The sequence below is a fragment of the Burkholderia lata genome, assembly GCF_902499025.1.
Lineage (GTDB): Bacteria > Pseudomonadota > Gammaproteobacteria > Burkholderiales > Burkholderiaceae > Burkholderia > Burkholderia lata_C.
In genome coordinates this window covers 67,350-87,700 of record NZ_CABVPW010000019.1, presented here as the reverse complement: position 1 = coordinate 87,700, position 20,351 = coordinate 67,350, and the positions used below count along the sequence as shown (strand labels likewise).

Here is a 20,351-nt window from a genome sequence, read left to right as displayed (position 1 = left end):
GCTGTTCCGGCGGGCACGCGCGACGTGCCCGCTAGCTGACGTCAGCGCCGCAGGCCGGCGTTGCGCAGCAGCGGCAACACGCGCTCGCCGAAGAAGTCGAGGTCAGGCTTGAAGTCGTAGAAGCTCAGCTGAATGCCGTCGATGCCCGCGCGATGCAGTCGCACGATGGTATCTGCGACTTCTTCCGGCGAGCCCGTGATCGAAATATTGCCGCCGATCGCGCGCGCGGCGGCCTGCGCGCGCTGTTCGAAGCCGCCTCGCCACGCATGCGCGTCGCTGTCGAAGCGGTGGAAGCTGCCTTCGTCCGCATGCGCGACGATCGCATCACGGTACGTACGCGCTTCGGCCGCTGTCTCGCGGCAGATCACGAGCGGGTTGAGCAGCGTGCGGATCGTCCGGCCGCGCGCAGCGGCAGCCGCCTTCACGCGTGCGGTATGCGCGGGCAGCGCATCGAGCGCGCGTTCGGCGTCGGGGCCGGCCGGGCTCGTGACGAACACGATGTCCGAGTAGCGTGCCGCGAAATCGATGCCCGCATCGGAGCCGGTCGCGTTGATCAGCAGCGGGCGGCCGTAGCGAGGCTTCGGCGTTACGAATGCACCGCCCAGCCGCCAGCTCGACAGCGCGGGCGTGTAGCTGAAATTGTCCGGTTGCGCCCACAACTGCTGGACCGCATCGAGGAACTCGGCGGCCATGTCGTAGCGTCGATCGTGTTCGATCCGGTTCCAGCCGAACATCTCGTGCTCGATCGCACGGTGGCCCGTCACGACGTTGATGCCCCAGCGCCCGCGCGAGATGTGATCGAGCGTCGCGGTGAACTTCGCGAAATGCAGCGGATGCCATGGCCCGTAGAGCACGTGGCTCGTCGCGACGAGGATGATCCGTTCGGTGCGCGCGGTCAGCGCGGCCAGCGTCATGAACGAGTCGAGCGCGTGGCCGTCGAACACGCCGCCGTAGCCGCCTTTCGGCAGCCACTGCGACAGCGCGAACACGAGATCGAAGCCGAATGCCTCCGCGCGCGCGACCAGATCGGCGTTGTAGTCGAATGTCCAGTCGGTCGTGCGCGGCAGCGTCGACGCGCTCCAGCCGCCCGCCTGGATCGGCAGGAACAGCCCGAGCATCAGCGGCTGCGCGAGGACGCGCGACACCGGGCTGTCGGGGAAATCCGCCGGCGAGCGAACGGCGACGAACGGCGACGGAGCGATTGGGATGGCGAGGGAAGGGGCGCTCATGATGGCTTCCTTGCGGGTTGGGCACGCACCGCACGGCAACGGCGGGCGCTGCGACGGATCGCGTCGCGTTCGTGCGGCCCCGGTACGCCGTCGGGTGACGACGGCAGCGGCGCACCCGGCGCGCACGTCCACGGCGGCACGTCGAGTAGATAGAGCAGGGCGAGCGGGTGGCTCGCGAGCGCGCCGCCGGCTGGCAGCATCGCGGCCACCCGTTCGCTGCCGCGCCGGCGCAGAGCCACGCGCCGGCTGCTACGCGGCGCGCAGGGACGGAAACAGGAGTCGGCCATGGTCGAGCGCGTATCGCCCGCGGGGAAACGCTCATTCTCTGCAACCGGGCCCGGCGCGGCAAACAACGATTCCCGCATTGCTTATCGCACCACGCTGCGCTGTGCCGCGCCCGATGCGCGTGCCGTCAGAACTTCACGCGCAGTCCGCTGACGAGCGCGACCTGGCGGTTCGTCGACGACGCGCTGCCGATGTTCGAGATCGCCGCGATCGTGCGATAGCCGCCCGCCGTTGCCGTGCTCGGATCGCCGGCCGCGAGCTGGTAGATGCCGGACAGGTAGAGATCGGTGCGTTTCGACAACGCATAGTCGAAACCGAGCGTGAACTGGTGCCAGCGCGGCTTCAGCGTCTGGCCGCCGGTGCCCGGCAGGCCGCTCGCGCGCCCGTCGGTAAACGTATAGACACCGATCAGCGTGGCCGCCGGCGTGATCTGGTAGCGCGCGTTCACGTCGTAGTTGTTGAACTTGCGCGACGAGCCGTCGAGATAGTCGAGCTGCGTGTGGCTCCACGCGAAGCCGAGCGTCGCACGGCCGAGCGCGTAGTTCGCGCCCACCACGCCGATCTGCTGCTTGAGCACGCCGCCGTTCAGCCCGTAGAAGAACGCGCCGCTGTAGTCGTTGCCGGTGGTGGAGGTCGCGCCTCCCACCGCGCCGCTCGTATTCGACGTCGCATTCGGATGATTGAAGCGCACATAGCCGGCGCCCACCGACAACGGGCCGTTCACGTAGTTCGCCGACGCGCCCCATGCGTTGTTGTTCGAGAACCCGGTGCCCGCGCCGCCGTTGGCCTGGTTGCTGAACGCATAGAGCAGGTCGGCCGTGAAGCCGGCGATCGTGTCGCTGCGGAACTTCACCGCGTTGTTCAGCCGGAAGCTCTGGTTCATGTTGTCGTTGTCGCCCACGTGCGTGGCCGGCGACCAGAAGCCGGAGCCCGAGTATTGCGCGACGAGATCGGTGATCGGCTCGTACTGGCGGCCGAAGGTCAGCGTGCCGATGCCCGACTTGGCGAGGCCCACGTACGCGGAGCGGCCGAACAGGCGGCCGCCCTGGCCGAGCCCGCCGTCGCTCGGCCGGAACCCGCTTTCGAGCGTGAAGACCGCCTGCAGGCCGCCACCGAGATCTTCGACGCCTTTCAGGCCCCAGCGGCTGCCGCTCAGCTTGCCGCTCGTCTGCTGGATGTTGCTCGCGCCACCCTGGTTGTTCGTATAAGCGAAACCGGCATCGACGACGCCGTACAACGTGACCGAACTCTGCGCGTGCGCACTGACCGAACCGATCGAAACCAAACCCAGGACTACCGTTTTTTTGATCATGACCATCCTCTTTTTTATGGCTACCTCTGTGAGGATCACGATGCTATTGACGACGGTCGTGCCGACGAACGGTTGATCCGTGGTTTGTAAATCGCCGCGCGGCCGATTTGCAATGTGTGTTGTCGCAAGCCCGGCGTGTGCGCCGCGATCGCGTCCGGTATCCACGCTGCGGCGAACACGTCGAGCGAATGACGAACGTCGAGTGCCGGAAACGCGCGGGTGCCGTCATATCGATCGACGAAATCATTCGATATGCGTAATAAAGGCGGCCCGGCCCGCGATGTTTTTACGCAACGCCAGCTGTGCGGCGGGCGGCCGATGCGCTACGTGCGCCCGCATATCGATTCCGCAAAACGTTGGTAGGGCCGTGCGACGGGTGACGGTAGAGTCGGGCATCCGGCCTCGGGCCGGCATGCTCCGGGAACAGAACGACGCGCAAGCGCGCGTTCGTCCCGGCTGAACAACGAACACGGGAGCCGTTCGACATGAGTCGCGATGTGCTGTTTCTGCTGGAACCTGGCTTTGCCGATCCGAAGCATCCGGGCCGGCGTTTTGTCTGTCCGCACGGCCTGTCGATCGAGGGGCTGCTGGCGAGCGCGCCCGATCGCGCCGGCCGCATCGACGTGAAACGCATCGGCTTCGAGCGGCCGCGGCACGCGGTGATCGACGCGCTCGACGATGCGCACCAGGGGCTGCCGGTCCTCGTGCTCGGCCGTGACCAGCCGGCGCCGGATGACGCACAGACGCTCGGCGACGTGCGCTTCGTCACCGACGCGCGCCGCATCCTCGAGCTGCTGGCCGAACGCCACGGATTTCCGGTGCTGCATTGACGCGGCGCTTTTCACTTTCCTGCTGATCGACCGACAGGAGCATCCGATGTCGTCCATTTCGGCGGCGCGCCGCCGTTTGCTGCTTGCCGGCGCCACGGTCGTGGCAGCGCCATGGGCCGCGAAGGCCGCGTTTGGCGCGCCGGCCGTCAACGCCGATCTCGCCGGCACCACGCTGCGCGTCGCAACTTACAAGGGCGGCTGGCGCGCACTGCTGCAGGCGGCCGGGCTTGCCGACACGCCATACCGAATCGACTGGCGCGAGCTGAACAACGGCGTGCTGCACATCGAGGCGCTCAATGCGGATGCGCTCGACGTCGGTTCGGGCAGCGAGATTCCGGCCGTGTTCGCCGCGCGCCAGAAGGCCAACGTGCGGCTCATCACCCGAGTGCGCGAAGACCTGAACAACCAGGTCACGCTCGCGCGAAAGGACACGTCGATCCGCAGCATCGCGGACCTGAAAGGCAAGCGCGTCGGGTACGTGCGTGCGACGACGTCACACTACTTCCTGTATCGCCAGCTCACGGAGGCGGGCCTGAGCTTCGACGACATCCAGCCGATCAACCTGTCGCCGACCGATGGCCTGTCCGCATACGACCGCGGTGACATCGACGCGTGGGCGATCTACGGCTACAACGGCCAGCTCGCGCGCAATCGCTACGGTGCGCGCGTGCTGAAGACGGGGAAGGGCTATCTGTCGGGCAACTTTCCGGTCTATGCGAACCCGCGCACGCTCGACGATGCGCGTCGTCGTGCGGCGACGGGCGATCTGCTGCTGCGGTTTCGACGCGCGTATGCGTGGGCGAACGCGCATTTCCGCGACTATGCGCTCGTGCAGAACCGCGAGACGCGCGTGCCGGTTGCCGATCTCGTCGCGATGTTCGACCAGCGCAGCGAAGACTACGCGCTGCTGCCGGTGACACCCGACGTGGTGGCGCAGCATCAGCAGGTCGCGGATGTGTTCGCGCGGATCGGTGTGCTGGATGGGCCGGCCAATGTCGCGCCGCTCTGGGATACGTCGTTCAACGCGCTGGTCACGGCGACGTGACCGGGGGCAATGCGACGACGCCCGCATGAGTGGGGGGATTCAGGGCTCACGCGCTTTTTGAAAGGGCTGCGTTCCCTGCGTGAGCGAGGCTTCACGCCCGGCGTGGGCCTCGTCGGGGGATTCTTCTCGACCGGGTCAGGCGAACGTCGTCGCGACCATGATGCCGAACACGACGCCGATCGCGATCCCGCAGAGCCGGCCGTAAATCGATGCGCGCACATTGTCGTCGAGCACGAACGGCGAGCGTTTGTGCTTCCATACCGTGCTGAATGCCACCGGGCGGGTCAGCAGGGTGATGCACGCGATCAGCACCGGCGTGGCGATGAGCATCGCGATGCGCGGCCCGTTCCAGTCGACGCCGTGCATCGCCAGCGAAACGATCGCGGCAAGCGGAACCTCGACGCACAGGCCCAGCAACGAACCGTTGACGAAGGAATCTCCGGGGGACTGGAACATGATCGGTCCTGGCGTTCGGATGAAATCGGCGCCCGGCTCGAGCTCCCGAAGATAAAAAACCATGGCCGTTGCCCAAGGTCGGTCGACCGCGTTCGACATTAGCCAGGATGACGGGCGGATAGTACGGCAAATCATTGGCCCGATGGCGGTCATTCAAGCTATTTAACAAATGTCCCGGGTATCAGCGCATTTTTATGCTGCAACGAGATATCGTGCCGTGATAAAAATCGGGCAGCTTGTCGTTGTCGACGTGCGTCGAGGCTGCGCGTCCGACATCGCAGCATGCCTTGCCGTTCCGGCACGAAATATGACCCTCATCGGTTTCCGGATCGACCGGGTTTGTTCCGGAGCGGGGCACCGGGCGAATTGAACCGATGGCAATGGCGAAGCGTCACCCATCCAGTCGAACATGAGCGAACACAACGTGACGGGCAGTGACGCACAACGCGTCGGTGCGGCAAACGCGGAATTTTCGGCAGGCGTCGCCGCGCATCACGCCGGGCAGGCGGCGGATGCCGCGCGGCACTACCGGGCGGTGCTTGTGCTTTACCCCGAGCACACCGAGGCGCTGAACAATCTCGGCATTCTGCTCGAAGCGGAAGGGAATGCAGGCGAGGCGGAACATTGTTACCGACGGGCCCTCGAGATTCGCGCCGATAACGTGGACGCCTGTTTCAATCTCGGCCTGCTGCTCCACGACGGACAACGCCTCGATGAAGCGGAGGCCTGCTACCGCCGCGTGTTGGCATCCAATCCCGGCCATGGTCCGGTGCTGCGCAGGCTCGGCCTGCTCCTGCAGTTCACGGGCCGTCACGCCGAAGCCGAACGCGCTTTGCGCGACGCCGTTATCGCCCGCCCCGGCGACGCCGTGGTTCATGCCGATCTGGCAATGCTGCTTCAAGCGCTCGGGCGATCCGACGAAGCGGAACGGCATTTTCGGGAATCGCTTGCGCACGGACCGAACGACGCAGCGACGCTCAACAATTTCGGTACGTTGCTCAACACGCTCGGACGGTTGCCGGAGGCCGAGACGTGTTTCAGGCGTGCGGTTTCGCTGCAACCCGACGCTCGCGAAGCGCGAGGCAATCTCGGCAACGTGCTGTTCGCGCAGCAGCGATACGGTGAAGCCGAAGCGTGTTACCGGGAATTGCTCGCATACGATCCGTCGTTCGCCGAGGTGTGGAACAACCTGGGCCGTCTGCTGCATGAGGTCGGCAGACTGGATGAGGCCGCCGCCGCTTTGAGACACGCGCTGACGCTCGATCACGACCGCGCGCCGACCACGTTCAACCTGAGCCTGGTGTTGCTGGCGATGGGGCAGTACGAAGAAGGATGGCGCCACTACGAAGCGCGCTTCCAGCCTTCCTCGCACTGGGGCGACGCTTCGTCGTATCGCGTGCGGGCAAGCTTGCCGGCGCCGCTCTGGCAGGGCGAACCGCTCGACGGAAAATCGCTGGTCGTCTGGCCCGAGCAGGGGCTCGGCGATGTCGTGCAGTTCGCGCGCTATCTGCCGCTGCTCAAGCAGCGCGGATTGTCGACGCTGACGGTGGTGTGTCCGGCCGCAGTGACGAACCTGATTGCAACGGTCGATGGCGTGGATCGCTGTGTCGGGCTTGACGAGGCGGCGGCGCTTCCGGCGCACGACTACGCCATCCCGATCATGAGTCTTCCGCTGCGCTGCGGCACGACGCTCGGCACGATACCCGCGACCCTGCCTTATCTGCATGTGCCGGCACCGCTCGTCGAGCGCTGGCGGAGCAGCGTGCCCGCAGCCGGCCTGAAGGTCGGGTTGGTCTGGGCCGGCGATCCGCGCCCCGACCAGGCGCAGGCACACGCGACGGACCGCCGCCGCTCGCTTCCGGCAAACGCGTATCTGCCGCTGCTGCAGATTCCGGGCGTGAGTTTCGTGAGCCTGCAGAAGGGCGAAACGACCCGCCGGCAGATCGACACGATTCCGTCGTCGCTTCGTCCTGCCGATCCGATGGCGCACGTGCGCGACTTCGCGGACACGGCGGCGATCATCGCCCATCTGGATCTCGTGATTACCGTCGATACGTCGGTTGCGCATGTGGCGGGCGCATTGGGCAAGCCGGTCTGGATCCTGTCGCGTTTTGACGGCTGCTGGCGCTGGCTGGCGGATCGGGACGATTCGCCGTGGTATCCACGGGCGCGGCTGTTCCGTCAATCGGAGCCGGGGCAGTGGAGCGATGTCGTCGCGCGTGTTGCGGGTGCCCTCGAACAGCTTCGTGGCGAACGGGAGGGCGCGATGGATATCGGGGAAAAAAATCTGCGCGGATAATGCGCAACAAAGATGATGGACAGATCGATGCTGTCTCATTGCATAACGTGCTATCGGGGAAAGGGATGTCGTTTGATGAGGACTTCAATGGTGTCGCGGCACAGGTGCGCGATGCGGAGGCTTCCGGACAGTTCGATCGGGCGGCCGATCTTTTCCGGATCCTGTTTGAAAAGTATCCTCGTAGCGACATCGTTCTAAGACCCTATCTGGACGCATTATTGCGTCAGGGTCAAACAGGCAAGGCACTCGAGGCTTGCGATCGCGCGATCGCCGCGACACCCGAGTCGACCGTTCCGTGGCGCGAAAGGGCGCTCATCTGCTTCAATCACCTGAACGATCGGGCCGCCGCAATCGCCAGTTTGAAAGAGGGCGTGGCGGCATTTCCTGCGAATGCCGAATTGCATCTGATGCTTGCCGATGCGAGTTTCCAGATGCTCGACTTTGATACGTCACGGCGGCATGGCCTGAAGGCAGCCGAATTCGGCGATCTGACCATCGCGTTGCGGGCACGTCATCGATTCCTCGAGGATCATGAAGGTGCCGTGCACATCGCGCGCGCGATCCTGGAAAGGTACCCGACGGAGATCGGCGCGCTGGTGCAGGGCGGTATCTCGCTCTATTTGTTGGGTCGCTTTGAAGAAAGCATGGGCTATCTGTACCGGGCCGCTGAACACGATCCCTATCGAAGCGAAGTCATTTTTCCGCTGGCGAATCTGCTCTTGCTGCTGGGTGACACGAAGGCCGGCTGGCGTCGATATGAAATGCTTGCGGATCTTGCGTCGCTCGGCAACGGCCCCAGTGTACTGACCACCTATCACGACCGCCTGTGGCGCGGACAGCCTCTTGAAGGCAAGCGCATTCTGGTGATCAGCCATCTCGGCCTTGGCGATTGCCTGATGTACGCCCGTTACGCCCGAGACCTGAAGGCGGCGGGCGCCCATGTCACGCTCTGCGTCAAACCGGAGTTGATGCAGCTTCTGCGCGAGCTCGACGGTGTCGACGCGTTGTTGAGCGCCTGGCCTGTCGAGGAATGGGGCACCTACGATTACTGGATCTTCGAAAACTTGCTGCCCGCGAGACTGGGGGCGAGCGACGGGGTGGTCCCCACCTACCGGGACGGCTATATCAAGCTGAAAGACCCGGATGCAGCCAAGGCACTGGCCGACCGCCATCGCACTTCCGATCGTCTGCGAATCGGCTTGTGCTGGGACACGTCGCCCAATTATTTTGCGGGGCGCTCTCGCAGCCTTGTTCCTGAAGATCTTCAGCCGTTGGCCGAGATTGGAGACGTCGATTGGTTCGTGCTCCAGAAACATCCGCTTGAGCCGGACTTCGCGGCGCGTAGCGGACTATCGATCCTGAATCGATCCGATGAATGGAACGATCTTTACGATACGGCTGTATTTGCGGCGTCGCTGGATCTGACCATCTCGATCTGCTCGGCCCCGGTGCATCTGGCCGGCTCGCTCGGCCTGCCCGCGTGGGTCATGCTCGGTGCGCCGGAGTGGCGGTGGGGCGCGCAAGGCGACACGGGGCCCTGGTATCCGCATATCCGCGTCTTTCGTCAGACGACGCCCGGTAACTGGCTTAGCGTCACCGAAGCCGTGCGCGACGCGCTGGAATCGGAGCGCGGGGCCTTGCGCCGCGTGGCGTGACGGGCAATCGATCGTCGTCGAAGCGGAGCATCAACGCGTGCCCGGCACGACGAGCATCGCTTTGACGCGTGGTGTGCCGTGTGCCTCGCATCTGGGTGGACCCGGTATCGGCTACCCTCCCGAGTCCTTGCCGGACAATGCATCCGCCATCTCCGATATCGGTCTGCTCCAGTCGCCCAATGTGGGTTGCCGATACAAATGCATGGACCGGTACCACGGCGTATCGCGATGGCTGTTGGACCAGCGCTCGTCGCACGCGGCCGACAGCAACACCCACACGGGCCGCCCGAGTGCGCCAGCGAGGTGGGCCGGCCCCGTATCCACGGTAATCAACAGATCCAGCGCATCGAGGATGACCGCCGTATCGCCGAGATCGCTCAACTCGTCGCCAATGACGCCAATGCCGTGTTGATCCAGCAGTGCATGCTCTGCGTCCGTGATCTGGCCGAACTGCAGCGCATGAAAACGACTCGCCGGCGCATCGAACAACGGCGCTAGCTGCTCCAGTGCGATCGATCGATACGGTTCGTGACGCACCGACGTACCGCTGCGCCAAATCAAGCCGATCTCGCGCACACCATCGCGTCGATTATTGAAAATATCGGCAACGCGTGGCGTCATTGCTCGTCCTGCCGGCGCCTGCACGTATGCATTCGCCCAGTTTGGAAAGTAGGGCGTCGTTTGATACCGGACAAACAGATCGAAGGTGCAGAGGATGCAATCACTTTGGTCGATTGCATCGCCGGCGTTCTCGACCAGCGTGATCCAGTCATAGGAGGCGAATATCGGTGCCAAGATGCCTGGCGCCTGCAATACGATAGCCGACGCGCCTTCGTCCCGTAGCAAGTGCAAATAGCGGGAAAACATGATCACGTCGCCAAGGCCACCTTCCTGGAGGATGAGTACACGTCGCCCGGCGACTGATTCATCGAAGCGAAGCAGCTTGTTGATAATCCGCCCGTACTCGCTCGTGTGAGACGGATAGATATTTGAAACGACACCGGCTCGCCCCCATGCATCACGCGATCTCCGATTCAGCGCATGGGCTTCACGAAAACGACCTTGCGCGTATTGTGCGATCACGAGTTCGGCTTGCAGAACCCGGAGGTCGGGTTCGTGATGAAGCTCCGCGAGTGATTGCATCAACAGCGGTTCGGCCCGTGCAAAAAGGCCGAGATAATTCATGTCGATGCCGACCTGCGCGCGAAGAAACGGGTCTTTGACCTGATCGGCGATTTCCTTCGCGACTCGTATGGCTTCTTCCGCGTGACCTGAGAGCCGGAGCGCGCGACTCAGCGCAAGTCCGGTGCTCACGGATTTGTCCCGCAGGTAGGCGTTGTAGGCGCGGTCGAGCTCGGATTGATCGCTTGTCAATGTGTCCCCTGTGATTCTTTGGTGTGGATGAATGCGGCATGACCGGCTTCGAAATCGCAAGCATCCGGAATCAATCCATTTCAAGTCGTTCTATTTCAATCTATCGGGAAGCAATCCGGGCGATGAACGGTGAACGTCAGGCAGTGTAGCAAACCGGTTGAGTGCTCAAGCGGGGTTTGGGCGGCGGGAAAGGTCTCGAGGGGAAGCGTGGTTTCTGGTGGCGCTGGCGGCCTCATGTCTAGTATTTGACATAATGCTGATGATCACATTTTTGCTTGCGGTAGCTAAGTTCAAATGTCGTGTTCTGGCTATTTACAGATGTCGTGTTTTTGACTGCTGGCATGCTGGGCGGCTCGTTGAGCAAGCACGGCGCCGACCATGCAGCCAACTGGAAAATGTGCAAGGTAACGTGTCCGGCGCCGCGGCGGCGGTCCGCCTCACATGGCCGATTTCCGATGAATCTTCGCGCGGCGTTAGAATATCGCCCCTTCTCATGGGAGACGAAAATGTCCTGGTTCGTTTACGAAGTACCCGAATACCACGAAGACGCTGCACGCATCGAGCCCTTCAGCGACCTGCGTAGCCGCGTGCTGACAGTCAGTGGCCCGGCCATGGCCGAAGAGCTGGAAAGCGTTCGCGAGAACGCCGCGGCGACGGCGGACAACCCCGAGCGCCCCCTGCGTACGCCGGAAAATCCGCATGTCTTTCCGATTCCATACGCCGATTCCATGATCCTCGTCGGGTTCATCTTCGATCTGAAACGCGAATTCCGGCAACTGGTCGTGTCACCCGTGGAAATGCCCTGGCTGAAAGACGCGTAAAAGGTGGTCGGAATCGAAGCCGACTGAGAACTGCTCCTGTGCTGGAGCCGGGTCCGAACATTCAGCGCACGCTTTCGAATACACACGCCTCGAGTTGGAGCCACACGTCGCTGTGTTTCAACTAAAGTCGTGCCGGCCGAGCGCCGCTCGATTGCGCCCTGCTTCGCCGGCATGCCGCCAGAAGCCACATTCGCGTCTCATCACACCGGCAGGTGGCAAAAAGGCGGGCCGGTGGCCCGCTTTCCGTCACGTTTGACGCGGCGACGTCACCAGGGGAGCGGACCATCCGCGTTCGAGAAGGTGCCGGTCGGACCGTCAGCGCCGAGCAAGGCCAGGCGGACCGGCTCGCGTGCCGCATCCTCGACGGTCCCCGCGCCTTGGGCATGGTTGCTCAAATCGGTCGCCGTGAAACCCGGGCATGCGGCGTTGACCTTGATGTCGGTGCCCTCGAGTTCAATGGCGAACGCTTGCGTGACCGCGTTGAGCGCGGTTTTCGACGCCTGGTAGACGCCGACATACCCGCGCGAGTAGTCGGCCGGATCGTCCTTCAGCGCGAGGGAGCCGCCCGCGCTCGAGATATTGACGATGCGCCCGGCCGGCGCTTTCAGCAGAAGCGGCAGCATCGCCTGCGTCACGGCGACCACCCCGAACACGTTGGTCTCGAACACCACGCGCAAATCGTCCACGGTGGCGCGGCTCACCTTGTCGCCTTCCCGCATCGCTTCAATGGACGTGCCGGGTTTGATGGGCCGCGATATCCCCGCATTATTGACCAGGACGTCGAGGCGCCCGAGCGTCGACTCGATTTGTGCGGCTGCTGCGGCGATCGAAGCGCGATCGGTGACATCGAGCTGGATGGCCTGCGCCCCCGATCCGATGCTTTGCGCCGCCGCCAGACCGAGGTCCAGCTTGCGCGCTCCGACGATGACCGTGAAGCCTTTCGAGGTCAGTTCCTTGGCAATCTGAAGGCCAATGCCTTTGTTTGCACCAGTGACGAGTGCAACGGGTGTGCTGTGCATGTCCGCTCCGTTCAAAATGTTGGGCTGGAGCAGTTTGCGTTCGCTAGAATCACAAGCGGAACGCCGCTCCGGTTACGGATTATGCGGAACATTGTTCCGTTTATCAAGGGGAAGTGAATTGAGCAGCAAGACGGGCACGATCGTGGAGGAAAGCGCACCGCGCGCCGTGCGGGCGGATGCGCAACGAAATATCGACACCCTCCTTCGCACTGCAATGGAGGTGTTCGAGACATCCGGCGTGGACGCGCCGGTACGCGAAATCGCACAAAAGGCCGGGGTCGGCATCGGCACGATTTATCGGCACTTTCCGAAGCGTTCCGATCTTGTCGTCGCAGCGTTGTGCAGTGAAGTCGATATGTGTGCGGACGCTGGCGTTGAGCTCGCCGGGACGCTTGATGCCGGCAAGGCGCTCACGGAATGGATTGATCACTACGTCGAGTTCGTGACGAAGAGACGCGGTCTCGCGGCTGTTCTGAATTCGGGCGACCCCGCTTTCAAGGCCGTGCCGCTGTATTTCCTGCAGCGTCTTCGCCCCGTTGTCCAGGATCTCCTCGACGCGGCGATCGCCTCGGGGGAAATTCGCGCGGGCATCCAGCCGGACGAACTCTTGTGCGCGGTGGGCGCCCTCTGCGGTCCGCTCGAATGTCCCGAACCACCGGACGCAAGGCGGTTGGTGGCGCTGTTTATCGATGGATTGCGCTATGGCGCAGGCGCCGGCCCCTTGAAATGACGCTCAAGTGAATCCACGCGAGGCGTCGGATTCTTGAGCCCACGCGTCGTGTTGCGCATGCAGATCTGCCGGTTTGACATTGCGCGCGGACGGCCGCATGGCGCGAGCCGTAACGGCGTCGGGTGCGGTCGTTGCACGTACCGCGAAATTCCAATCCGGCATCTGCGTGGTCCAGTTCGAACATCACGCCAACCTCGTCGGCGTCGCGGCGAATGAAGGGGAAATATCATAATATGATATATAAGGATGGCTGAATGAATACCCCGGGTGCCGAGGGAATCATCCGCAGCTCGCACTTGCCGGAACCTGTCGCGGGGCGTATGGTTTATTTCTCTATCGCCCTTTTTCCGGGAGATATCAAAATGGCTGCCATGCAATCCGCGGCCACGCCCCTCTCCGACGAGGAAGCCCGGCGCCAGCTACACCGCGCCGTCATCGCCAGCACGATTGGCACCACGATCGAATGGTATGACTTCTTCCTCTACAGCACGGTCACCGGCCTGGTCTTCGCAAAGCTGTATTTCCCGCAATCCCACCCGCTCGTCGGCACGCTGCAGGCGTTCCTGATCTATGCCGTCGGTTTTGTCGCCCGACCGGTCGGCGCGGCGATCTTCGGCCACTACGGCGACCGCATCGGACGCAAGGCCACGCTGATCGTGACCCTGTTGCTGATGGGGCTCGCCACGTTCGCCGTGGCCTTCGTTCCGACCTACGCCGCGATCGGCATCTGGGGCGCCGTGATCCTCACGGTCCTGCGCTTCATCCAGGGCGTCGGCGTGGGTGGCGAATGGGGCGGCTCGGTCCTGATGTCGATGGAATGGGCGCGCACCAATTCGCATCGCGGTTTCGTCGCGTCGTGGCCGCAGTTCGGCGTGCCGGCGGGATTGTTCCTCGCCAACCTTGCCGTGCTGGCCATGAGCTGGTTTTCCGGCAGCGCTTTCCTCGCGTGGGGCTGGCGCGTGCCGTTTTTCCTCAGCATCGTGCTGGTTGCGATCGGGCTCTATATCCGCCTGAATATTCTCGAAACACCGATCTTCGCGAAGCTGCTGGCCGAGCGCCGGATCGAGAAGACGCCGATGCTCGAAGTGCTGCGCAAGCAGCCGAGGGATATCGTGCTGTCGGCGTTTGCGCGGATGGCCGAACAGGCGCCGTTCTATATCTATACGGCGTTCGTGTTCACCTACGGGATCACCGCGCTGGGCGCCACGCGCGAACTGCTGCTGTCGGCGGTGCTGGTCGCATCCGTGGTCGAGTTCTTCACCATTCCGCTGTTCGGGCACGTGTCGGATCTGATCGGGCGGCGAAAGATGTACATGATCGGTGCGGCTGCCGTCGGCGTGTTCGGGTTCGTCTACTTCGCGATGGTCGATAGCCGGAATCCGGTATGGATCTTCGCGGCCATCGTGTTGTCGCTGATCCCGCATTCCATGATGTATGGACCGCAGGCGGCATTGATTGCCGAGTCGTTCACGGGGCGCTTGCGGTATAGCGGCGCGTCGATGGGTTATCAGCTCGCTTCGGTCATTGCCGGTGGCCCGGCACCGCTGATCGCGACGGCCCTGTTTGCCTACTACCACTCGGGGTATGCGATCGCGGTGTACGTGCTGGTGTGTGCGGTGCTGAGCGTGGTCGCCGCATCGAAGCTCGGGGACTATACGAACAAGGATATTTCGCGGGAATACGACGACGCTCGCGGGTTGGGGGACCATGGGCACGCGCCGCCGGTGACTTGACGAATTGGCCAGCCCAGGCAGGCGATGGCGACCGAGGCCGCCATCCCGTTGCGTCCCGGGCGCGAGACGGCGCCGGGCAACGCAGAACACCGAGCCGTCCAGTCCGGCACACATCCGACGACGAGGCACGATACGCATGCCGCGACGTTCGTGATCCGGCGCTCGCCGTCCGGCGGGCGCGCTTCACCTGGTTCGAAATCGGGAGGGCCGCCGGACGGCGAGATCGCCGCTGCCGCGCAGCGGCTCGTCCGGCGTAACCGGGTTATCGCTCGCTGACCTTCACGCGCGGCTGCCATTCAGCCTCGGCGCCCTGCGTGCCTTTCAGATGAGCAGGCGTCGCGTCCTGCGTGTGCGCGTCGAAGCGGCGTGCCGCCTCGGTGTCGAGATGCCGGCCATCGAACGTCGACTGGCGACGGGTAATCATGTTGATGCGAAGGCGTTTTGCCGCCATGGTCGGTATTCCTTGAGAAAACGGTACCCCGCCGACTGGCGAAGTGACATAGATTTACGCGAGAAACATGTCGCTGCGATGACGCGGTGCGCGACGCGAAGCCCCTGCCCTCAATGCGCCCGCAGGCTGCAACAAGGTCCTCACGCTGCCTCGCGAGCATGCGTGATCGACACGGGCACGCTCCAAGGTTGCGCGTCCGTGCACGCTCGTCAAGGCCCCGCTCCTTTGCCATCCGCTTGCCGCCCGACACGGGATCGGACAGAATCTTCGTGCCGGATGCCAAACCTCAAAAGGGCCGGCGCGCAGAACCCGGCGAGATTGATATCGGCCGGGTTCGCGAAGCACTCCGCCAACGGCTCCCGAGTGGCACACGCATCGACGTCAAGCCGGGATATCGCCGCGGCATGGCCTACGTGACCATCGTCACCGCGGATCCTGGGTACGCTTTCACTCAACTCGACGAGCTTGTAGCGTTGTTGGGTGCCACGCTTTCCGTTGGCGTTCACGAGGTCGATCCGCTGGCGTTTGCGGTTCGACGCGTGATCGCGGACGTACGGTCCTGATCTGCCGCGCGATCCGTCGAACCCACGCCATCGTCATCCCCGAATTCGCGTACTTCGGCGTCAGTCGATGCGAATCCGTTGACTCAGGTGCGAACCTGCACGCCATCTTCGTCGAACACGGTGATCGCACCGGTATCCGCATGCGTCACTTCATAGCGATACGCCTTGCTGCCCTCCCCCTGCTCGACCTCATATGCCCGGATCTGCTCGTCGGGCATTGTTCCGAGCCACGCGAAGCGGCAGGTAAAGATGTCGGGCGTGTCATGGCCGGGACGAGTCGCAACGATCCTGCCGATCGAGTCCTCGATCGATGCGTATTCGTCCGGCAGGCGCCATTGCCCTGACGCATCGATCACCCCCCATCGCTCGTGTTCGCGGGCGGCCCAGCACGTGGCGCCCGAATGCTGCAACACGGTCAGTTCCGCGTATCGACACGGGACGGGCTGCCCGCCATTACGATCCACCACCCCGTACTTGCCGTTCCGCAACACGCGCGCATATTCGCCGCGCCAGAACGCCCATACGCGCTCGTACTGGAGCGGCGTAATCTCCTGCCCCTGGCCGTCGATATGCCCATACCGGTCGCCTTGCCGGACGACCGCGGCGTCCATCCATACGTCGAAGCCGACCTCGTCATAGTGCGGCGGCGCCAGCACCTCGCCCGTGACGGCCATCACGCCCAGCTTCCCGTCTTGCTCGAACACTTCGACCTGCTCGTAGTAAATCGACGTCAACGGTTCCCACCCGTAGTCGTAGTGGTCCTGGTTGATGAGTTCGCGAAAGCTGGTGACATCTTCTTCCGCCAGGCCCTCGCACTGGTCGAGTACCGCGGGATCGTCGGCCTCGATCGCGTGCTCGATCCGCGCGCTGTCGCGCTCGATGCGGGCCAGTAGCATCCGGGCCTGATCGACGTGCGGGTCCACCGACAGATTGAACACATCCCATCCGTTCAGGTGAAAGTAGCGATGCACCGCCCGATTCTCGAGGAATGCGAACATCCGTCGCTTTGCGTCCCGGAATGCGTCGAGATCGTCGATCAGGTGGTCGGCATGGCGTTCCAGGAACGCGTACAGCCTGGCCATCCGTGCCTTGCCGCCTTCCGCTTCGGCATAAATCCCGTCGTCGTCGCCGGTATCGTTGCAACGATTGCGTGCAAGAAATGGCGCCGACGCGAGCAGCGGACTCAACACCGTCGGGAAGTCGTAGTTCCACTCGACCATGTTCAGGCATGGCGTGTCGGCCGGGCCGACGTCTTGCAGATTGAACATGTACATGCGATGCGCCATCGGAGTTCCTTGTTATTGATGAGTGAAGCGTTGGCATTCGGCATCCCGGGTGCCTATGATAGCGGCTTGCCGGCCCACCGATCGAACCGGCCGGTCGGTTCTGGAAAACCTGCACGCCGTCCCTTTCGCGATGTCATTCAATGAAAACCGAACACATACTTGTTTTGGATATCGACGGCACGCTGACGGATTCGGTCGCCATGCATCAGTCTGCGTTCCTGGCGGCGCTGCTGGCGTTGAACCTGCCTGCCCTCGACACTGACTGGGGGCGCTATCCGCATCACACCGACACGGGCATCCTCGCGCACGCACTGTCGTCCAATGGCTGGAGCCCGATGAACGCATCGGCTGTCGCTGCTTTCGAGCAGGACATCGACCGTCATTTCGTGGATGCGCTTTCCCGTCAGGCACTTCAGGAAATCCCCGGTGCCGGCAGGTTCGTGCGGGAGGCGAGGGCTGCGGGCTGGGGAATCGTCTTTGCGACGGGCGGCGTACGGCGCGTCAGCGAACGGAAACTGCAGGCCGTGGGGATTCCGTTCGACGCCCCCCTGCTGGTGACGGCGTCGGAGTACCCGTCACGGACGGATCTTGTCGCCGCGGCCGTCGAGCGTGCCCGGCAATACCATGGCGTCGAATCTGCTTGCCGGATTGTTTCCGTCGGAGACGGGCTTTGGGATCTCGAAGTCGCCGATCATCTGGGCCTCGAATTCATCGGTATCGGTACAGCGCCGAAGGCGAACGTTTTGACCACGCGCGGAGCGGTTGTCGTTCGGGATTTCGACGATGACCGGCTTGCCGAACGGCTTGGGCTTGAAACGGCCGGCTGAGCAACATGACGGTCACGCGGGGCGCCCTGGTGCGCTCCGACTGCGTGCCGGATGACTCCGGCACCGCAGTTGCGATTGACCGGATCAAACCGCCAGGCACAGGTATTTGATGACGACGTAGTCGTCGATACCGTAGTGCGAACCTTCCCGCCCCATGCCGGACTGCTTCACGCCGCCGAACGGTGCGACTTCGTTCGAGATCAGGCCCGTGTTCACGCCGACCATCCCGTATTCGAGCGCTTCCGCCACCTTCCATACGCGGCCGATGTCGCGGCTGTAGAAGTACGCGGCCAGGCCGAACTCGGTGTCGTTCGCGAGACGGATCACTTCGTCGTCGCTGCCGAACTTGAACAGCGGCGCGAGCGGCCCGAACGTCTCTTCCTTCGCGACCTTCATCGCCGGCGTGACGCCCGTCAGCACGGTCGGCTCGAAGAAGCCGTGGCCGAGCGCGTGGCGCTTGCCGCCCGTCACGACGGTCGCACCCTTCGCGAGCGCGTCCTCGATGTGCGCCTCGACCTTCAGCACCGCCGCTTCGTTGATCAGCGGGCCTTGCGTGACGCCCGGCTCCGTGCCGCGGCCGACCTTCAACTGGCCAACGGCTGCCGCGAGCTTTTGCGCGAACGAGTCGTACACGGCTTCATGCACGTAGAAGCGGTTCGTGCATACGCAGGTCTGGCCGCTGTTGCGGTACTTCGACGCGATCGCGCCCTGCACGGCCGCGTCGAGATCGGCGTCGTCGAACACGATGAACGGTGCGTTGCCGCCGAGCTCCAGCGACACTTTCTTGACCGTCGCCGCGCACTGCGACATCAGCAGGCGGCCGACCGGCGTCGAGCCGGTGAACGACAGCTTGCGCACGATCGGGTTCGACGTCAGCTCGCCGCCGATCGCCTTCGGGTCGCCCGTGACGACGCTGAACACGCCGGCCGGCACGCCCGCGCGTTCGGCCAGCACGGCCATCGCGAGTGCGGAGAACGGCGTCGCCTCGGCCGGCTTCACGACGATCGGGCAGCCGGCGGCGAGTGCCGGGCCGACCTTGCGCGTGATCATCGCCGCCGGGAAGTTCCACGGCGTGATCGCCGCACATACGCCGATCGCTTCCTTCGTCACGACGATGCGCTTGTCGCTCGCCGGTGTCGGGATCGTGTCGCCGTACACGCGCTTGCCTTCTTCCGCGAACCATTCGAGGAACGACGCGGCATAGCCGATCTCGCCCTTCGCCTCGGCCAGCGACTTGCCCTGCTCGGTCGTCAGGATCAACGCGAGGTCGTCGGCGTTTTCCATCATCAGGTCGTGCCACTTGCGCAGGACGACCGCACGTTCCTTCGCGGTCTTCTTGCGCCAGGCCGGCCAGGCGGCGTTCGCGGCTTCGATCGCGTGACGCGTCTCGGCCGTGCCCATCAACGGCACCGTGCCGACAAGGTCTCCGGTTGACGGGTCCCGGACTTCGAAGGTTTCGCCGCTTGCTGCGGCCTGCCATTCGCCGTTCACGTAGGCCTGTTGCCGAAACAGCGCCGGATCCTTCAACGCGCTTCCAAATTCCATCATCGTTCCTCGACTCGCAGAGAAATGTATTGGGTGACCCAATATGAAATCCGGCGTCGGAGCGGCATGTCGACTGCCATGACGCTCCGACGCCGGGTCAAGCATTGCAACCCGTTCAGAACGGACTTGAGCCTGAAAAAGCGCTTCCGCGTCAACCCGTCCGATCGACGCGCCGGCGCGATCATTCGTCGTGCTTCCCGCCGGCGCTCCCGTGCCCTTCCGCCAACAGCGTCCGGGCAATTTCGGCGACCCGGCTGACGTGCGCGATCGCCGCCTCGCTCGCCGCCGCGGCGTTTCCGGCCCGTATCGCCGCCGCGATCAGGCGCATCTCCTGGACCGCCTGGTGCCCGCGATCGTCCGACGAAATCGTCATCGCTCGCAGGCGGTTGATCCGCGCCATCAGGGACTGCACGATTTCCCACGCCACCTGCTTTTTCCCCGCGAGAAACATGCGCTCGTAAAAGGACGTCGTGAGCATCCGGACGCTGCGGTAATCCCGGCTTTCGAATGCATCCCGGATGCGATCGATCAGCGCTTCCAGTTCCGCAATCGTGCGTTCGTCCGCCAGCCGCGCACATGCCGAAGCGGCCTCGCCCTCCAGCAAGCTCCGAATCTCGTAGATCTCGGCTGCCCGGTCGAGATCGAGCACGGCGACGATCGGGCCCTGGTTGGGCACCGTATCGACCAGCCCTTCCGCTTCCAGATGGCGCAACACCTCGCGGACGACGGTACGACTCACGCCCAGTTCTTCGCACAACGTCCGCTCGACGAGCCGGTCGCCCGGCAGGAAGCGCGCGTCGAGAATGGCCGTGCGCATTTTCTCGAGGACGAGTTCCCGCAGCGTGGTCGTACGGCGCTCGACCTTCAGGGATGGAAACGATTCGTGCATCG

At 63.9% G+C, this 20,351-nt stretch carries 19 protein-coding genes; 9 read left to right on the top strand and 10 right to left on the bottom strand.

The annotated features are described in order from the left end of the window. Nucleotides 1-41: 41 nt before the first annotated feature. The 3 genes from BDI24065_RS20260 to BDI24065_RS20250 form a co-directional block, all read right to left on the bottom strand. Nucleotides 42-1,229, bottom strand: a complete 1,188-nt coding sequence (locus BDI24065_RS20260; protein ID WP_175032766.1) for an LLM class flavin-dependent oxidoreductase — start codon at nucleotides 1,227-1,229, stop codon at nucleotides 42-44. Then, nucleotides 1,226-1,468, bottom strand: a complete 243-nt coding sequence (locus BDI24065_RS20255; RefSeq protein WP_254609808.1) for a hypothetical protein — start codon at nucleotides 1,466-1,468, stop codon at nucleotides 1,226-1,228. Before BDI24065_RS20255 ends, BDI24065_RS20260 begins: the two co-directional genes overlap by 4 nt. A gap of 173 nt (nucleotides 1,469-1,641) precedes the next feature. Then, nucleotides 1,642-2,826: a porin gene (locus BDI24065_RS20250; RefSeq protein ID WP_175032765.1), complete on the bottom strand. Its 1,185-nt coding sequence runs from the start codon at nucleotides 2,824-2,826 to the stop codon at nucleotides 1,642-1,644. A 485-nt stretch (nucleotides 2,827-3,311) separates the two neighbouring features. On the opposite strand from BDI24065_RS20250, the gene BDI24065_RS20245 reads away from it, so the two are divergent. Both BDI24065_RS20245 and BDI24065_RS20240 read left to right on the top strand, forming a co-directional pair. Then, entirely contained in the window at nucleotides 3,312-3,656 is a 345-nt protein-coding gene (locus BDI24065_RS20245; RefSeq protein ID WP_111021445.1) for a DUF3088 domain-containing protein, read from the top strand. 46 nt (nucleotides 3,657-3,702) lie between these two features. Then, the gene (locus BDI24065_RS20240; protein WP_175032764.1) at nucleotides 3,703-4,701 is read left to right on the top strand and encodes an ABC transporter substrate-binding protein; all 999 of its coding nucleotides are present in this window, start codon (nucleotides 3,703-3,705) and stop codon (nucleotides 4,699-4,701) included. A gap of 135 nt (nucleotides 4,702-4,836) precedes the next feature. On the opposite strand, the gene BDI24065_RS20235 is transcribed toward BDI24065_RS20240, so the two are convergent. After that, nucleotides 4,837-5,256: a hypothetical protein gene (locus tag BDI24065_RS20235; protein WP_226273861.1), complete on the bottom strand. Its 420-nt coding sequence runs from the start codon at nucleotides 5,254-5,256 to the stop codon at nucleotides 4,837-4,839. Nucleotides 5,257-5,566: 310 nt separating this feature from the next. Between BDI24065_RS20235 and BDI24065_RS20230 the strand changes: the two genes are divergently transcribed. Both BDI24065_RS20230 and BDI24065_RS20225 read left to right on the top strand, forming a co-directional pair. Next, a complete protein-coding gene (locus BDI24065_RS20230) occupies nucleotides 5,567-7,456 on the top strand; it encodes a tetratricopeptide repeat protein (protein ID WP_175032763.1) in 1,890 nt (629 codons plus the stop codon). Further along, a complete protein-coding gene (locus tag BDI24065_RS20225; protein ID WP_175032762.1) occupies nucleotides 7,456-9,111 on the top strand; it encodes a tetratricopeptide repeat protein in 1,656 nt (551 codons plus the stop codon). The genes BDI24065_RS20230 and BDI24065_RS20225 overlap by 1 nt, the downstream gene beginning before the upstream one ends. Nucleotides 9,112-9,222: 111 nt before the next feature. Here BDI24065_RS20225 and BDI24065_RS20220 read toward each other — a convergent pair whose 3' ends face one another. After that, nucleotides 9,223-10,485, bottom strand: coding sequence for a glycosyltransferase family 9 protein (locus BDI24065_RS20220; protein WP_175032761.1), 1,263 nt, complete (start codon nucleotides 10,483-10,485; stop codon nucleotides 9,223-9,225). A 506-nt stretch (nucleotides 10,486-10,991) separates the two neighbouring features. Between BDI24065_RS20220 and BDI24065_RS20215 the strand changes: the two genes are divergently transcribed. Then, complete coding sequence (locus tag BDI24065_RS20215; protein ID WP_175032760.1) at nucleotides 10,992-11,306, top strand: helicase; 315 nt, start codon at nucleotides 10,992-10,994, stop codon at nucleotides 11,304-11,306. A 266-nt stretch (nucleotides 11,307-11,572) separates the two neighbouring features. Here BDI24065_RS20215 and BDI24065_RS20210 read toward each other — a convergent pair whose 3' ends face one another. Continuing rightward, the gene (locus tag BDI24065_RS20210) at nucleotides 11,573-12,325 is read right to left on the bottom strand and encodes an SDR family NAD(P)-dependent oxidoreductase (RefSeq protein ID WP_175032759.1); all 753 of its coding nucleotides are present in this window, start codon (nucleotides 12,323-12,325) and stop codon (nucleotides 11,573-11,575) included. A gap of 118 nt (nucleotides 12,326-12,443) precedes the next feature. Here BDI24065_RS20210 and BDI24065_RS20205 point away from each other — a divergent pair, with 118 nt between their 5' ends. Both BDI24065_RS20205 and BDI24065_RS20200 read left to right on the top strand, forming a co-directional pair. Beyond that, complete coding sequence (locus BDI24065_RS20205; RefSeq protein ID WP_175032758.1) at nucleotides 12,444-13,055, top strand: TetR/AcrR family transcriptional regulator; 612 nt, start codon at nucleotides 12,444-12,446, stop codon at nucleotides 13,053-13,055. A 362-nt stretch (nucleotides 13,056-13,417) separates the two neighbouring features. Then, nucleotides 13,418-14,788, top strand: coding sequence for an MFS transporter (locus BDI24065_RS20200; RefSeq protein ID WP_175032829.1), 1,371 nt, complete (start codon nucleotides 13,418-13,420; stop codon nucleotides 14,786-14,788). A 262-nt stretch (nucleotides 14,789-15,050) separates the two neighbouring features. On the opposite strand, the gene BDI24065_RS20195 is transcribed toward BDI24065_RS20200, so the two are convergent. Further along, nucleotides 15,051-15,239, bottom strand: coding sequence for a hypothetical protein (locus tag BDI24065_RS20195; protein ID WP_175013193.1), 189 nt, complete (start codon nucleotides 15,237-15,239; stop codon nucleotides 15,051-15,053). Nucleotides 15,240-15,508: 269 nt separating this feature from the next. Here BDI24065_RS20195 and BDI24065_RS20190 point away from each other — a divergent pair, with 269 nt between their 5' ends. Continuing rightward, nucleotides 15,509-15,802: a hypothetical protein gene (locus BDI24065_RS20190; protein WP_175032757.1), complete on the top strand. Its 294-nt coding sequence runs from the start codon at nucleotides 15,509-15,511 to the stop codon at nucleotides 15,800-15,802. 83 nt (nucleotides 15,803-15,885) lie between these two features. Here BDI24065_RS20190 and BDI24065_RS20185 read toward each other — a convergent pair whose 3' ends face one another. After that, entirely contained in the window at nucleotides 15,886-17,076 is a 1,191-nt protein-coding gene (locus BDI24065_RS20185; protein ID WP_175032756.1) for a WG repeat-containing protein, read from the bottom strand. 152 nt (nucleotides 17,077-17,228) lie between these two features. Between BDI24065_RS20185 and BDI24065_RS20180 the strand changes: the two genes are divergently transcribed. After that, entirely contained in the window at nucleotides 17,229-17,915 is a 687-nt protein-coding gene (locus BDI24065_RS20180; RefSeq protein WP_175032755.1) for an HAD family hydrolase, read from the top strand. An 84-nt stretch (nucleotides 17,916-17,999) separates the two neighbouring features. On the opposite strand, the gene BDI24065_RS20175 is transcribed toward BDI24065_RS20180, so the two are convergent. Then, complete coding sequence (locus BDI24065_RS20175; RefSeq protein ID WP_175032754.1) at nucleotides 18,000-19,463, bottom strand: NAD-dependent succinate-semialdehyde dehydrogenase; 1,464 nt, start codon at nucleotides 19,461-19,463, stop codon at nucleotides 18,000-18,002. A gap of 178 nt (nucleotides 19,464-19,641) precedes the next feature. Further along, nucleotides 19,642-20,349 (bottom strand): GntR family transcriptional regulator, encoded by a 708-nt coding sequence (locus BDI24065_RS20170; RefSeq protein ID WP_175032753.1) that lies wholly within the window; start codon nucleotides 20,347-20,349, stop codon nucleotides 19,642-19,644. Nucleotides 20,350-20,351: the final 2 nt, after the last annotated feature.

What these genes read in the sequence shown, in the direction of transcription:
- BDI24065_RS20210 (WP_175032759.1), bottom strand. Translation starts at nt 12,325, where the DNA reads ATGCACAGCACACCCGTTGCACTCGTCACTGGTGCAAACAAAGGCATT.
- BDI24065_RS20200 (WP_175032829.1), top strand. Translation starts at nt 13,418, where the DNA reads ATGGCTGCCATGCAATCCGCGGCCACGCCCCTCTCCGACGAGGAAGCC.
- BDI24065_RS20260 (WP_175032766.1), bottom strand. Translation starts at nt 1,229, where the DNA reads ATGAGCGCCCCTTCCCTCGCCATCCCAATCGCTCCGTCGCCGTTCGTC.
- BDI24065_RS20215 (WP_175032760.1), top strand. Translation starts at nt 10,992, where the DNA reads ATGTCCTGGTTCGTTTACGAAGTACCCGAATACCACGAAGACGCTGCA.
- BDI24065_RS20240 (WP_175032764.1), top strand. Translation starts at nt 3,703, where the DNA reads ATGTCGTCCATTTCGGCGGCGCGCCGCCGTTTGCTGCTTGCCGGCGCC.
- BDI24065_RS20225 (WP_175032762.1), top strand. Translation starts at nt 7,456, where the DNA reads ATGCGCAACAAAGATGATGGACAGATCGATGCTGTCTCATTGCATAAC.
- BDI24065_RS20170 (WP_175032753.1), bottom strand. Translation starts at nt 20,349, where the DNA reads ATGCACGAATCGTTTCCATCCCTGAAGGTCGAGCGCCGTACGACCACG.
- BDI24065_RS20230 (WP_175032763.1), top strand. Translation starts at nt 5,567, where the DNA reads ATGAGCGAACACAACGTGACGGGCAGTGACGCACAACGCGTCGGTGCG.
- BDI24065_RS20245 (WP_111021445.1), top strand. Translation starts at nt 3,312, where the DNA reads ATGAGTCGCGATGTGCTGTTTCTGCTGGAACCTGGCTTTGCCGATCCG.
- BDI24065_RS20175 (WP_175032754.1), bottom strand. Translation starts at nt 19,463, where the DNA reads ATGATGGAATTTGGAAGCGCGTTGAAGGATCCGGCGCTGTTTCGGCAA.
- BDI24065_RS20235 (WP_226273861.1), bottom strand. Translation starts at nt 5,256, where the DNA reads ATGTCGAACGCGGTCGACCGACCTTGGGCAACGGCCATGGTTTTTTAT.
- BDI24065_RS20195 (WP_175013193.1), bottom strand. Translation starts at nt 15,239, where the DNA reads ATGGCGGCAAAACGCCTTCGCATCAACATGATTACCCGTCGCCAGTCG.
- BDI24065_RS20180 (WP_175032755.1), top strand. Translation starts at nt 17,229, where the DNA reads ATGAAAACCGAACACATACTTGTTTTGGATATCGACGGCACGCTGACG.
- BDI24065_RS20185 (WP_175032756.1), bottom strand. Translation starts at nt 17,076, where the DNA reads ATGTACATGTTCAATCTGCAAGACGTCGGCCCGGCCGACACGCCATGC.
- BDI24065_RS20250 (WP_175032765.1), bottom strand. Translation starts at nt 2,826, where the DNA reads ATGATCAAAAAAACGGTAGTCCTGGGTTTGGTTTCGATCGGTTCGGTC.